8 protein-coding genes are annotated in these 13,884 nt (G+C 67.0%); 5 read left to right on the forward strand and 3 right to left on the reverse strand.

Annotated features, from left to right (window positions below):
* Window positions 1-13 precede the first annotated feature (13 nt).
* Window positions 14-310 carry an FmdB family zinc ribbon protein gene (locus HG421_RS13225; RefSeq protein ID WP_169706767.1) on the reverse strand — a complete coding sequence of 99 codons (297 nt, stop codon included), beginning with the start codon at window positions 308-310 and terminating at the stop codon, window positions 14-16.
* A 159-nt stretch (window positions 311-469) separates the two neighbouring features.
* On the opposite strand from HG421_RS13225, the gene HG421_RS13230 reads away from it, so the two are divergent.
* From HG421_RS13230 to HG421_RS13245, 4 genes are all read left to right on the forward strand, one after another.
* Complete coding sequence (locus HG421_RS13230) at window positions 470-1,711, forward strand: MFS transporter (RefSeq protein WP_169706768.1); 1,242 nt, start codon at window positions 470-472, stop codon at window positions 1,709-1,711.
* Window positions 1,712-1,770: 59 nt separating this feature from the next.
* Complete coding sequence (gene ggpS, locus HG421_RS13235) at window positions 1,771-4,065, forward strand: glucosylglycerol-phosphate synthase (RefSeq protein WP_169706769.1); 2,295 nt, start codon at window positions 1,771-1,773, stop codon at window positions 4,063-4,065.
* A 175-nt stretch (window positions 4,066-4,240) separates the two neighbouring features.
* Window positions 4,241-6,658: a TonB-dependent receptor domain-containing protein gene (locus HG421_RS13240; protein ID WP_169706770.1), complete on the forward strand. Its 2,418-nt coding sequence runs from the start codon at window positions 4,241-4,243 to the stop codon at window positions 6,656-6,658.
* 638 nt (window positions 6,659-7,296) lie between these two features.
* Window positions 7,297-9,444, forward strand: coding sequence for a phosphocholine-specific phospholipase C (locus HG421_RS13245; protein WP_169706771.1), 2,148 nt, complete (start codon window positions 7,297-7,299; stop codon window positions 9,442-9,444).
* A 149-nt stretch (window positions 9,445-9,593) separates the two neighbouring features.
* Here HG421_RS13245 and bla read toward each other — a convergent pair whose 3' ends face one another.
* The gene (gene bla, locus HG421_RS13250; protein ID WP_169706772.1) at window positions 9,594-10,487 is read right to left on the reverse strand and encodes a class A beta-lactamase; all 894 of its coding nucleotides are present in this window, start codon (window positions 10,485-10,487) and stop codon (window positions 9,594-9,596) included.
* Window positions 10,488-10,587: 100 nt separating this feature from the next.
* On the opposite strand from bla, the gene ampR reads away from it, so the two are divergent.
* A complete protein-coding gene (ampR, locus tag HG421_RS13255) occupies window positions 10,588-11,460 on the forward strand; it encodes a LysR family transcriptional regulator AmpR (protein WP_169706773.1) in 873 nt (290 codons plus the stop codon).
* A 435-nt stretch (window positions 11,461-11,895) separates the two neighbouring features.
* On the opposite strand, the gene HG421_RS13260 is transcribed toward ampR, so the two are convergent.
* Window positions 11,896-13,815 carry an ABC-F family ATP-binding cassette domain-containing protein gene (locus tag HG421_RS13260; RefSeq protein WP_169706774.1) on the reverse strand — a complete coding sequence of 640 codons (1,920 nt, stop codon included), beginning with the start codon at window positions 13,813-13,815 and terminating at the stop codon, window positions 11,896-11,898.
* Window positions 13,816-13,884: the final 69 nt, after the last annotated feature.

Consider the following 13,884-nt stretch of genomic DNA (forward strand, 5'->3'; position numbering starts at 1 on the left):
CGCCTTGCCGTGATCACGCCTTGTCGGACGCCGGCTTGGCCGGGGCCGCCGGCTTGCCGTCGCTGGCAGCCGCTGGCTTGGCGTCGCCGCCGCCACTGGTGTCGGTGAGGTTCTTCTTCTTTTCGCCCGCCGACTTGAAATCGGTCTCGTACCAGCCGCTACCGGACAAGCGGAACGACGGCGCGGTGACCTGGCGCTTGATGGCGTTGGCGCTGCAGGCGGGACAGCGCTCCGGCACCGGGTCGGACATTTTCAGCAGCCGATCGAACTGGTGATCGCAGGCGCTGCACTGGAAGGCATAGATAGGCATGGCACATCGACGAAAAGTAACGCGGGGGCGCAGATTCTAGAGCCAGTTCCACACCGGCGCGCACCGTTGCGCGCCATCGGGTGAAACAGGCCACTGCAATCAAGCTGGTACAATTGCAGACGTGACCGACGCGCCTTTCTCCCCACGAGGGCCGCATACGTGTTGCGGTTGACTGCGCTGCTGCTTGGCGTGGCCTTGCTGCTGACCGGCAGCGGGCTGCTGGGCACGCTGCTCGCCGTACGTGGTGGCCAAGCCGGCTTCGATGCACGCGCATTGGGGCTGATCATGTCCGGCTATTTTGCCGGCTTCTTTCTGGGCACCTTCTTCGCACCGCCGCTGATCCGGCGCATCGGGCATATCCGCGCCTTCGCGTTCTACGCGTCGCTGGCGGCCATTGCGGTGCTGCTGCATCCGATCTGGCTCACCCCGTGGGGCTGGGGCGTGCTGCGGCTGGTCACCGGCGCCGCCTTGGTCGGCCTGTACACGGTGATCGAAAGCTGGCTCAACGCCGAGCCGGATGCGCGTCGGCGCAGCCGGGTGTTCTCGGTGTACATGGCGATCAACCTGTCGGCGCTGGCGCTGGGGCAGATCCTGCTGACCATCGGCGATGCAGGCGCACCGGCCATGTTCACGCTGACGGCAATCCTGTTCTGCGCAGCAGTCCTGCCGGTGATGACCACCCGGCTGATCCCGCCCGAGGTACCGCAGGTCTCGCGGCTGCGGTTGGTCACGTTGTATGCACTGGCGCCGGTGGCGACGATTGGCGCCGGCCTGTCCGGCCTGGCGATGGGCGCGTTCTGGGGCATGCTGCCGGTGTATGCCGACCGCATCGGGCTGGATGCCGACGGCGTGGCGATGTTCATGCTCACCGCCATCGTGGGCGGGGCGGTGCTGCAGTGGCCGATCGGGCGCATCAGCGATGGCCATGACCGTCGCATCGGACTGGTCGCGGTCAGCGTGCTGGCTGCCGGCGTCGCCATCGCCGCCGCGCTGCCGATGGTGCAGGCGCAGACGCAGGCGCTGTTCGTGCTGTTCTTCGTGTATGGCGGACTGGCGTTCTCGCTGTACCCGTTCGCGGTGGCGCACATGCTGGACTACCTGCCGCGCGAGGACCTGCTGTCAGGCTGCAGCAGCCTGCTGCTGGTGCACGGCGTGGGCGCGGCGATCGGCCCGGCGTTGGCGGGCGGGGCGATGCAGAAGTTCGGCCCGGCTGCGTTGCCGGTTTATTTCGCGGTGATGTTGCTGGCGCTGGCCGGCTTCACGCTGACGCGGCTATTGCGGTTTGCACGCCGCCGCACCCACCCCATTGCGTTCCGCCCGATGCTGCGTACCACCCCGTCGGCGCTGGAACTGATGCCGGAAACCGATTCACCCTCCCCTCCCCAAAAGGAAGCACATTGATCGATCAAACACGACTCCCGAACACCTCATCCCTGACCCACCCCCGCCCGGATCCTGCCGTGATCCTGGCCACCGACCTGGATGGCACCTTCCTGGCCGGTTCCGCCGAACACCGTCACCAGTTGTATCGGCTGGTCGACCAGCATCCCGAGATCCGCCTGATCTTCATCACCGGGCGCGGGCTCGAAGCGGTGATGCCCCTGCTCACCGACCCCACCATTCCCCGACCCGACTATGTGGTGTGCGATGTAGGCGCCACCGTGGTGGACGGACACACACTGCAACCGCTGCAGCCCCTGCAATCGATGATCGACGCGCACTGGCCCGGCGAGCAGGCGGTGGCGCAGGCGATGCGCGCATACCCGCAGCTGCAGCGCCAGGACGTGCCGCAGGAACGCCGCTGTTCGTATTTCTGCGACCCGGCCACGCTGGCGCCGCTGCGCGCGCAGATCGAGCAGACCGCACGCGCGCTGGGCTGCGATGTGCTGTATTCGGCCGACCGCTATCTGGACATCCTGCCGCCGGATACCGACAAGGGCCGCACCCTGGGCGCACTGGCGCGCCAGCTGGAACTGCCGCGCGAGCGCATCCTGGTGGCCGGCGACACCCTCAACGACCTGTCCATGTATCTGGCCGGCTTCCGCGGCGTCTGCGTGGGCGACTCGGAAGTGGCGTTGACGCAGGCAACCGCCCACTTGGACGCGACCTACCACGCCAGTGCGCCCGGCTGTGGGGGCATCCTGGAGGCGATCGCGCACTTCGGCCTGCTTGCCGACGACGACCCGCATGTGCCGGCAGCGCAGGTCCCGCGCAAAGGCGGCGCAGACCTGGTGATGGTCTACCACCGGCTACCGTATGACGAAGTGGTCGAACACGGCGAACTGGTACGCCGCGCGCCGCGCTCGCCCAACGGCATCATTCCCTCGCTGCTGAGTTTCTTCGAGGGCGGCCAACGCGGCTCGTGGGTGGCCTGGAGCGTGGACGACCCCAAGCGCAGGCCCTTCCAGACCCATACCGAGGTGGATGCACAGCGCTACCCCACCCTCACCGCCGCGCGCGTGCCGCTGAGCAAGAACGAGGTGGATATCTTCTACAAACGTTTTTCCAAGGAAGCATTCTGGCCGATGCTGCATGCGTTCTGGGAACGCGCGCGCTTCCGCGAGGACGACTGGCAGGTATTTCTCGGCGTCAACCGCAAGTTTGCGCAAGCCACGTCGGCCGAGGCGGCGCAGGGCGCCACGGTGTGGATCCACGACTACAACCTGTGGATGGTGCCGGCCTACCTACGGGAGTTGCGCCCGGATCTGAAGATCGCCTTCTTCCATCACACCTACTTCCCGTCTGCGGATGTGTTCAACGTGGTCCCGTGGCGACGCGAGATCATCGGCAGCCTGATGTGCTGCGACTACATCGGCTTCCATATTCCACGGCAGGTGGAGAACTTCGTCGACGTGGCACGTGGGGTGATGCCGGTGGAACGCCTGGCGCAGGAAAGCTGCGCACCGCGCTTTCTGACCTACGGCTGTGCGGTGGGCCTGGACACCATGACGACCTGCCTGCGCGTGGCAGATCGCGATGTCGCGCTGGGCGCGCATCCGGTGGGCACGGACCTGCGCCGCATCCGCGCGGCGCTGAGCAAACCGGACGTGCGCAACGACATCTTCAAGCTGCGCCGCGAGATCGGCGCGCGCAAGCTGGTGTTGTCGGTGGAGCGGCTGGATTACACCAAGGGTACGCTGGCAAAACTGGAAGCCTTCGAGCGCCTGCTCGACAGCCAGCCGCAGCTGCTGGGCAAGGTGACCTTGTTGATGGTGTGTGTGCCGGCCGCACGCGAGATGACGGTCTATCGCACCTTGCAAACGCAGATCGAGCAGGCAGTGGGCCGCATCAATGGACGGTTCTCGCGCCTGGACTGGACCCCGGTGCGCTTCTTCGCCCAGGCGCTGCCGTTCGAGCAAGTGGTGGCGCATTACGCGGCGGCGCAGCTGATGTGGATCACCCCGCTGCGCGATGGGCTGAATCTGGTGGCCAAGGAATTCGTGGCGGTACAAGGGATCGAAGGCGGCAGCGGCGTGCTGGTGCTGAGCGAATTCGCCGGTGCTGCAGCAGAACTCAAAGGCGCGGTGCTGACCAACCCGCACGACCCGGCCGATCTGGCGGCCGGCCTGTTGCAGGCGCTCTCGATGCCCGACGACGAGGCGGCCGGGCGCCTGCGCCAGCTGTACGACAGCGTGGAGTACTACACCATCGATCACTGGGGACGCGACTTCCTGGCGGCGGTGGCACGCAGCCGTGGCGCGCATGCGCGCCTACCGGTGGCAGCAGCCAGCGCAGTGGCAGAGCCGGTCGACTAGGCACTCGCCATCACGCGTTCGGCAACGCGCGTAGGCACACGCAAACGCCCGGTTTCTCCGGGCGTTTGCGTTCCTTAAGCCGGGTGTGACGCTGGCCCATCGGCAGCGCGGTCATCATCACGCAACGCAAGCGCGGCAGGCTGCGGTCATTCCCTCCTTCGCCTGCTGGATTGCAATGGATTCGATGTCCTGCCCGCGCGTGCGCCATCCGGCCACGCTTGCCTTGCTGCTGGTTCCGCTGACCTTTCCCGCATACGCACAACAGGTTCCCGACGGCGCCGCACCATCTGCACCGCTTGCAGACGGCAATGGCAATGGCAGTGGCGAGCAGGTCGCCACGCTGGATCAGGTGCAGGTGGTCGGCCAGGCGATGACCTATTCCAAGACCACGGTGAGCAAGGAGATGCTGGACCGGCAATTCGTGCTGGGCAGCGTCAACGACGCGCTCAACGAGTTGCCCGGGGTGGTGGTCACCGAGGCCGACGCGTTCGGCTCGTCGGATTGGGGCACCCAGATCAGCATGCGTGGCTTCGTCAGCAACCGCGACACGCAACAGATCGGCACCACCATCGATGGCGTGCCCAACGGTGGCTCGGCCTATGGCGGCGGCTCCAAGGCCAACCGCTTCATCGACATGCCGGACCTGGAAACGGTGGAAGTGAGCCAGGGCACCGCGGATATCGCCTCGCGCTCGAACGAGGCGTTGGGCGGCACGTTGAACTACCTCACCGGCGAGCCGCTGGAAGAACAGCGCGTGCGGGTGATCGGCGGTATCGGCGACAACCAGGCGCGCAAGTACTACGCGCGCTACGACACCGGCGTACTTGGCGGGACCACGCGCGCCTGGATCAGCGGCTCGTCGGCGCGCAACGACGACTGGATCGACGGTAGCGGCCACACCCGCCGCGATCATCTGGCCGGCAAGTTCGTCAGCGCCCTGGACATGTGGACGCTCAGCGGCTACGCCTCCTACGACGATGCCGACGAATCCGAATACACCAGCGTGACGCCGGAGCAGTTCGCGCGCGATCCCGAACACGACCTGCTGACAGGCAGGCTCACCGGCATTCCCTACCTGGACCAGAACTACCGCTCCGGCTCGCGTGCATTGCGCAAGAACACGTTTGGCTACCTGCGCGGCGCCTTCGACGGCGGCAACGGCATCAAGGCCACGCTCACCGGCTATGCACATCGCATGCAGGGCCGTGGCGACTGGATTCCGCCGTATCTGGTGGACGTCACCAACGATGGTGTCGGTGCGCGCGAATCGGAGGCGCGCGGCGGCAACACCGTGTATGGCGGCAGCGATCTGGGCAAGCTGTATTACCTGACCCCGGGCGGGGCAGCCGCGACCCTGCTGGCCGGCTGCGCCGGCAGCGATGCGGTGCCGGCCGAATCCAATCCGGCCTGCTATCCGGCCGGTTCGGTGCCGGTGCAGTCGTATCGCCACAGCCACTACGACAACCACCGCGCCGGCGCCATGGCCGATGTGGAATGGCGCCACGACCTGGGCCCGATCGACAACACCGTGCGCGCCGGCGCGTGGCTGGAGCGCTATGACCGCAGCGTCACCCGCGACTGGCACCGCCTGCTCAACGTGGGCACCAACATCGCCTTCGACCATCAGCCGTACTGGGTGCAATTCAAGGACGACTACCAGACCGACGAGCAGATGTATTACGTGGAAGACGTGATGCGGTACGGCGCCTTCGCCTGGCGCGTGGGCGTGAAGCAATTCTTTCTCGACCAGACCCGCGACCGCCGCATCGGCGATGCGCAGCACGTCGAATCGGATGCGCATTCGGACCCGCTGCTGTCTGCCGGCCTGACCTGGACCACGCCGGTACAGGGGCTGGAAGCCTTTGCCGGTTACTCGCAGAATTTCGCCGCGATTCCCTCCGGCGTGCTGGGCGAAACCGACCCGGTCGCCTTGAGCCGGGTGAAGCCGGAAACCGCCGACAATATCGAGCTTGGCCTGCGTCTGGGCCGCTGGCCGTTGACCGGCAGCATCACCCTGTACGACATCCGCTTCGACAACCGCATCGTGTATGTGCCGGCCAACTTCGTCACCGGCATCGACTACCTGGGCGAAACCGACGGCGTGTACGAGAACTTCGGCGGTGTGCACGCGCGCGGCGTGGAAGCGGCACTGGGCTATGGCTGGGACAACGGCTGGCGCATCAATGGCGCCTACACCTACAACAAGGCCGACTACCTGGGCAGCGGCGATGCGGCGCGCGATACCGCGCTGGAGATCACCCCCGGTGCGCAGGTGATCGGCCAACCGCGCAACACCTTGGTCATGTCGGCCGACTGGCGCGGGCAGGCATGGCGCTTCGGTGTGTCCGGGCGTTATCTGGGTAAGCGCTACCTGGATGCCTCCAACCGCGCCGCACTCGATGGTGTGACCACCTTCGATGCGAATCTGGGGCTGGAGCTGGCGCAGCTGTCGCCGCAGCTGAAGGGCCTGCAGCTGGCGCTCAATGTCAGCAACCTCACCGACAAACGCTATCTGGAAGGTGTGGACGGCAGCGACAGCGCGTTCATCGCGGCGCCGCGCACGGTGGGGCTGACGCTGACGCTGGATCTGTAACGGCGGATCGACCGGTGCGTGCTGCACGGGCGCTGCTGCTGACTTACGCTAGTGAGAGATTTTTTAGGTGCGGGTGCTGCGCCCCCATCCGCCCTTCGGGCACCTTCCCCCGCAAGCGGTGGAAGGCAGCGTTTCCCTTCTCCCGCAGGCGGGGGATGGCAGCGTTTCCCTTCTCCCGCTGGCGGTGGATGGCAGCGTTTCCCTTCTCCCGCAAGCGGGGGGAAGGCAGCGTTTCCCTTCTCCCGCAAGCGGGGGGAAGGCAGCGTTTCCCTTCTCCCGCAAGCGGGGGAAGGCAGCGTTTCCCTTCTCCCGCTGGCGGTGGATGGCAGCGTTTCCCTTCTCCCGCTGGCGGTGGATGGCAGCGTTTCCCTTCTCCCGCTGGCGGTGGATGGCAGCGTTTCCCTTCTCCCGCTGGCGGGGGGAAGGCAGCGTTTCCCTTCTCCCGCTGGCGGGAGAAGGTGGCGCGTAGCGCCGGATGAGGGCGTCGCCGGCGGGGCTTAGACACCGGGGTCCAGAAAGCCCGCGCCTACGCCTGCAGCTAGCTGCTTATGCCGACCATGCCCCCATCCGCCCTTCGGGCACCTTCCCCCGCAGGCGGTGGAAGGGACTCGTGAAGTTTCAGCCAATCAGGTGACACGATGATCGATCTTCCCCGCCGCCGCGTCCTGCAGGCCGGACTGAGCGCCGGCACGACGGCACTGCTCCCCAGCATCGCGCGGGCCGCAGCCATCGCGCCAGATCGCCGCAGCGGCACGCTGGAAGACCTGCAACACGTGGTGATCCTGATGCAGGAAAATCGCGCGTTCGATCATTACTTCGGCGCCCTGCCCGGCGTGCGCGGGTTCGGCGATCGCTTTCCGGTTCCGGCTCCGCCGCTGCCGGGTGCGTCCTCGCGCACGGTGTGGCTGCAGCCCAGCGAAGACGGCATGCAATGGCTCACCCCATTTCCATTGGATACGGCCGCGCAATTCGGCTTCATGCGCGTCAAGGGCACGCCGCACAGCTGGCCGGATGCGCAGCAGGCCTGGGACCATGGCCGTCTCGGGCGCTGGGCGGCAGCCAAGCACAATCACGCGCTGGGCTACTACGGGCGTGCGGATATTCCCTTCCAATACGCGCTCGCCGATGCATTCACCCTCTGCGATGCGTACCACGCCTCGATCCAGACCGGCACCAATTCCAATCGCGTGTTCCTGTGGACCGGCGGCAACGACCCGCAGGCGCGTCATGGCGGGCCGGTGATCGGCAACTCGCACGACAACTTTCCGGAACTGGGCGGTTTTGCCGAGCCGTATCGCTGGACCAGCTATGTCGAACAGCTGCAACGCGCAGGCGTGAGCTGGCAGATCTACCAGGACATGGCCGACAACTTCACCGACAACCCGCTGGCCGGGTTCGAGACGTTTCGGCAGGCCTACCGCAACGCGCCGGGGCACCACGCGCAGCTGCGCGCGCGTGGCATCAGTACGCGGGGCGTTGCGCAGTTGCGCGCGGACGTGATGGCCGGCCGGCTGCCGTCGGTGAGTTTCGTCATTGCCGATGCGGCCGGCAGCGAGCATCCGGACCCGTCCAGCCCGGCGCAAGGTGCGGCCTATACCGCGCGCGTGCTGGATGCGCTCACCGCCGATCCGCAGGTGTGGAGCCGCACCGCCTTGCTGCTGATGTTCGATGAGAACGATGGCTTCTTCGATCACATGCCGCCGCCTGCGCCGCCATCGCCGGATCCGCGTGCCGCTGGCGGCTTTGCCGGCGCCTCCAGCATCGCCACCGACGACGACTACCATCGCCAGCCTGCACCGGGCGAGCAGAAAGTGGATCTGCCTGAGCTGCGCGGCCGCCCGTACGGGCTGGGTCCGCGCGTGCCGCTGTATGTGATTTCGCCGTGGAGCCGTGGCGGCTGGGTGGATTCGCAGGTGTACGACCACACCTCGGTGCTGCGCCTGCTGGAACGGCGCTTTGGCGTGCCCGCAGCGCAGATCACACCATGGCGGCGTGCGGTGTGTGGCGACCTGACCAGTGCGTTCGACTTCCGCAGCGCCGATACGCGCCCATTCGTCGCGGCGCTGCCCGATGTGGGCGATGCGGCAACGCGTGCAGCGGCTATGCGCGAGCACACGCTGCCGTCGCTGCCGGCCACCTTGCAGCCGCCCGCGCAAGCGTTTGGTGTGCGCCGTTCGCGCGCCGTGCCGTATCGCCCGAGCGTGCAATTGGCGCAGGTGCCAGAGCATGGCGAGGTCCGGCTACACATGCACAACGGCGGCGCGGCGGCGGTACTGCATGTCTACGACCGCTACGACCTGGCGGCGATCCCGCGCCGCTATACGGTGGGTGCCGATGCCACGCTGGACGGCGACTGGACCACCTACGATGGCCGCTACGATCTGTGGCTGATCGGCCCGAACGGATTCCATCGTCACTATCGCGGCGACCTGAGCGCAGCGTTACTGGTGGCTGAGATCGAACAAGATCCGAACGAGGCCGCATCCATGTTGCTATCGCTGCGCAATGGCGGCGGCGCTGCCGTGCAGGTGGAGCTGCAACCAGGCGCGTATGCAGCCGCGCAGCCGCGCGAACGTCTGAGCATTGCGCCCGGCGCGACCGAGCGGCGCCGTTGGAAAGCGGCAGCAACCGGTGGCTGGTACGACCTGTGGGTGCACCACGACGGCGCAGCCCAGCGCCTGGCTGGTCGTATCGAAACCGGCGCCGACAGCGTCAGCGACCCGGCCATGGGTGGGCCGGCGCGGCTGCAGCAGGACAGGCCTGTCGTGATCGGCGCGCTGGGTTGAGTGGCCGTCCAGGTTGAATGTTGCCGCTGGCCGGCGGCAACCATCGCTGCGCATCACGCCGCTGCGTGGAAGAACGTCGCAACCTCCCTGGCCCGCATCGTGCCTGCCGAATCGATGCGCCGCTATCACCACGTGTCGCTTCGGCAGGCTCACCTTGCAAACCATTCCCGCACCGCGACCGCCACCGCCTTCAACGCCGCATCGCGTGCAGCAGCGTCGACCTTGGCGCCGTTCAAGTACGTCGTCAGCAGCAGTGGCGGCCGGCCCTTCGGCGGCCAGAGGATGGCGATGTCGTTGCGGGTATCGGTGCCGTTGCTACCGGTCTTGTCGCCGATCTTCCAGTCGGCCGTGAGCCCCGCACGCAGGCAGTCGTCGCCGGTGCGGTTGTCGATCATCCAGTCGGTCAGCTGCGTGCGCGAGGCAGGCTGCAGGGCATCGCCAAGCAGCAGCGTGCGCAGCGTCGACGCCATGGCCACCGGGGTGGTGGTGTCGCGCGGCTCGCCAGGGGCGAACCCGTTCATCTCCGGCTCGTAGCGGTCACTGCGGGTCTTGGCATCGCCGATGCTGCGCAGGAAGGCGGTCACGCCGGGCGGGCCGCCGACCAGCGGGAACAACAGGTTGGCGGCAGGGTTGTCGCTATAGATCATCGTGGCCCGGCACAGTTCGCCGACACTCAGCGCGCCGCCGACATGGCCCTTGGTGACCGGGGCATGCTCCAGCATGTCCGCGGCACGGATCTTGACCGGTTGCGCCAGCGTGAGCTTGCCCTGATCCACCCGCTGCAGCACCGCGGCAGCCAATACAAATTTGAAGGTGCTGCACATCGGAAAGCGCTCGTTCTCGCGCTGCCCGAAGCGCCAGCCGGGGGCGCTGCCGAGCAGGCTGATGCCCAGCCGACCACCGGTACCACGTTCGATGTCCGCCCATTGCGCCCGCAGCATGTCGTCCATATTCACCGCCGGGCTGAGTGCCCGCGCGGGTCTGGACGCCGCAAACAGCATGCCCGCGCCGGTTGCGTACAGGAACTCTCGCCGATTCGACATACGTTTGCCTCCTTGAGGGAGCCCGCAGTATCGATGCGCACGCCGCGGCCGACCATCGCGATCTTTCGATCACAGGCATGAATTGGACTAATCTCTCTGCATGCCCCGCCCCCGCCTGCCGCTCAATGCCCTGCGCGCGTTCGAAGCCGCCGCGCGCCATCAAAACCTGACCCGTGCGGCGAACGAGCTGTGCGTGAGCCAGGCCGCGCTCAGCCACCAGATCAAGGGGCTGGAGCAACAGCTGGGCACCAGCTTGTTCCACCGCCTGCCACGCGGGGTGGCGCTGACCGACGAGGGCGCGGCGCTGGCGCCGGTACTGGGCGAGGCCTTCGACCGCATCGCCACCACCCTGGAGCGCTTCGCCGATGGGCGCTATCGCGAGGTGCTCAGCGTGGGCGTGGTCGGCACCTTCGCCACCGGCTGGCTGCTGCCGCGATTGCCGGCCTTTCATGCCGCGCATCCGGACATCGAATTGCGCCTGTCCACCCACAACAACCGGGTCGATCTGGCCGGCGAAGGGCTGGATCTGGCGATCCGTTTCGGCGATGGCGACTGGCAGGGCCAGATCGCGCATGCGCTGATGGAGGCGCCGTTTGCGCCGGTGTGCGCGCCCAGCATGGCGCGCGGCCTGCGCACGCCGGCCGATCTGGCGCAGCTGCCGTTATTGCGCTCGTATCGGCTGGACGAATGGCCGCAGTGGTTTCGCGCCGCAGGCGTGGCCGAGGTCGCCGCGCGCGGGGCGATGTTCGATTCCTCGTTGACGCTGGCCAGCGCGGCGGCGGCCGGTGCCGGCGTGGCGTTGCTGCCGCTGCCGATGTTTCGCCAGGATCTGGACGCAGGGCGGCTGGTGTGCCCGTTCCCGATCACGATCGATGCGGGACGCTACTGGCTGACGCGGCTACGTTCGCGGCCTGAGAGTGAGGCTGGGAGGAGGTTGCTTGCGTGGTTGTTGGTGGAGCAGACGCTGGAGTGACGTTGGATGCGTGGCGTGTTGACTGCGTGCGTATGCTCGACACCATCTGCGATGGCTGCGCTGCACCTTATCTGGCCATCCATCAAGATGGCTGTCTTCCGCCTTACCCTCACCCCAACCCCTCTCCCGCAGGGAGAGGGGCTTTTCATCACCAGAGCTGCGGCTCCGTTCTCCCGCCGGGACATTGTCCTCCTTCATGGGGGAGAAGGTGGCGCGTAGCGCCGGATGAGGGTGCGGGCGCCAAGCGCAACGCTTTCGGCGGCGACTGCCCTACCCACCTGGGCTCCAGACACACCCGGCGAGCAGCACACATGCTCGGTCCGGGCGCTGCTCCGTCGACGCATGATGCAGAACATCAAAAACCCCGGACCACTGAAGATCACCTTCAGCAAACGCGATCAATCAACACGCAGCAGCATCACCTAGCCCCCTGCCTTACGCGCCCTCGATCAACTCCATCCACGCCGCTTCCGCTGCGGCCAGCTGCTGTGCGGTGGCCTCGCGGTCGCGGCCCAGCACCGCCATCTTGTCGCTGTCGGCGTAGTTACCAGGATTGGCCAGCTCGCGGTCCAGCTCCGCCAGCGCCGCTTCCAGCTCGCCGACGCGTTTTTCGGCGCTGGCCAGCTTGTGCGGGTTGACGGCTTTCTTCGGCGGTAGCGGTTTGGTCGGCGGCGGCGGGGTCGGTGCCACTTCGGCCATCTTCTGCTTGGTGCCTTGCGCGGCCGGGCGGCTGCGCAGCCAGGCGGCGTATTCGTCCAGATCGCCAGCGAACGGCTCGACCACGCCATCGGCCACGCGCCAGAAACTGTCGCAGACCAGGCCGATCAGATGGCGGTCGTGCGAGACCATCACGATGGCGCCTTCGAAATCGCTCAGCGCCTCGGCCAGCGCCTCGCGCATTTCCAGATCCAGGTGGTTGGTCGGTTCGTCCAGCAGCAGCACGTTGGGCTGCTGCCAGGCGATCAGCGCCAGTGCCAGGCGCGCGCGCTCGCCGCCGGAGAAGCCATCCACCACTTCGAAGGCGCGGTCGCCGGCGAAATTCCATTTACCCAGGAAATCGCGGAATGCCTGATTGGAACCATCCGGCGACAGCTCGCGGAAGTGGTCCATCGGCGACTGGCCCTCATGCAGCGATTCCACCGTGTGCTGGGCGAAGTAGCCGATGCGCAGGTCCGGATGCGCGCTGCGCTCGCCTGCCAGCGGTGCCAGTTCGCCCACCAAGGTCTTGACCAGGGTGGACTTACCCGCGCCATTGGGACCCAACAACCCGATGCGGTCGCCTGCTTCCAGGCCGAAACCGACATCGTGCAGGATGACCGTGGCAGCGTCGCCCCCATCCGCCCTTCGGGCACCTTCCCCCGCACGCGGGGGAAGCGAGGCCGGAGCCGGATAGCCGGCCTGTACATGATTCAAACGGATCAACGAAAACGGCAACCGGTTGGGCTGGGCGAACTGGATGCGGAATTCGCGCTCGGCGCGCACCGCTTCGGTGCCGGCCATCTTTGCCAGCCGCTTCATGCGGCTCTGCGCCTGGGTGGCCTTGCTGGCCTGCGCCTTGAAACGGTCGATGAAGCTCTGCAGATGCGCGCGCTCGGCCTGTTCCTTGTCGTGCGCGATCTGCTGCTGGCGCAGATGCTCGATGCGCTGGCGCTCGAAATCGGTATAGCCGCCCACATACAGCTTGGCGGTGCCGCCATGCAGGTGCAGGGTGTGGGTGGCCACGTTGTCGAGGAACTCGCGGTCGTGCGAAATCAACAGCAAGGTGCCCGGGTACTTGAGCAGCCACTGCTCCAGCCACAGCACCGCGTCCATGTCCAGGTGGTTGGTCGGTTCGTCGAGCAGCAGCAGGTCGCTGGGCATCATCAGCGCGCGCGCCAGGTTCAGGCGCACCCGCCAGCCGCCGGAGAACGAGGACACCGCGCGGTGGTGCGTATCGGCCGGGAAGCCCAGGCCGTGCAGCAGCTTGCCGGCGCGCGCCTCGGCATCGTAGGCGCCGATCTCGGCCATCTTCTGGTGCGCATTGGCGACCGCTTCCCAGTCCTCGCGGGCGGTGGCCTCGGCCTCTTCCTGCAGCACCGCGGACACCTCGATATCGCCGCCGAGCACGAACGACAGCGCCGGGTCCGGCAGCGAAGGAGTTTCCTGCGAGACGCTGGCCGTGCGCACCTTGCCGGGCAGGTCGACATCGCCCTTGTCGGCCTCCAGCTCGCCCTTCACCGCGGCGAACAGGCTGGACTTACCGGTGCCGTTGCGGCCCACCACGCCGACGCGGTAGCCGGCATGCATGGTCAGGTCGACGTTGGACAACAGCAGACGCTCGCCGCGTCGCATGGAGAAGTTGCGCAGGGAAATCATGGATGGACAGTCCGATAGAACGAAAAGGAATGAGCAGATGAGCAGCATTCCTGCGACGCCATTCTAGCG

Source organism: Xanthomonas campestris pv. badrii (assembly GCF_012848175.1).
In the GTDB taxonomy this organism is placed as follows: domain Bacteria; phylum Pseudomonadota; class Gammaproteobacteria; order Xanthomonadales; family Xanthomonadaceae; genus Xanthomonas; species Xanthomonas campestris_C.

Bases quoted from the DNA above. Each gene is read 5' to 3' on its own strand.
- bla (WP_169706772.1), bottom strand. From the start codon at position 10,487: ATGTCGAATCGGCGAGAGTTCCTGTACGCAACCGGCGCGGGCATGCTG.
- HG421_RS13225 (WP_169706767.1), bottom strand. From the start codon at position 310: ATGCCTATCTATGCCTTCCAGTGCAGCGCCTGCGATCACCAGTTCGAT.
- ampR (WP_169706773.1), top strand. From the start codon at position 10,588: ATGCCCCGCCCCCGCCTGCCGCTCAATGCCCTGCGCGCGTTCGAAGCC.
- HG421_RS13260 (WP_169706774.1), bottom strand. From the start codon at position 13,815: ATGATTTCCCTGCGCAACTTCTCCATGCGACGCGGCGAGCGTCTGCTG.
- HG421_RS13245 (WP_169706771.1), top strand. From the start codon at position 7,297: ATGATCGATCTTCCCCGCCGCCGCGTCCTGCAGGCCGGACTGAGCGCC.
- HG421_RS13240 (WP_169706770.1), top strand. From the start codon at position 4,241: ATGGATTCGATGTCCTGCCCGCGCGTGCGCCATCCGGCCACGCTTGCC.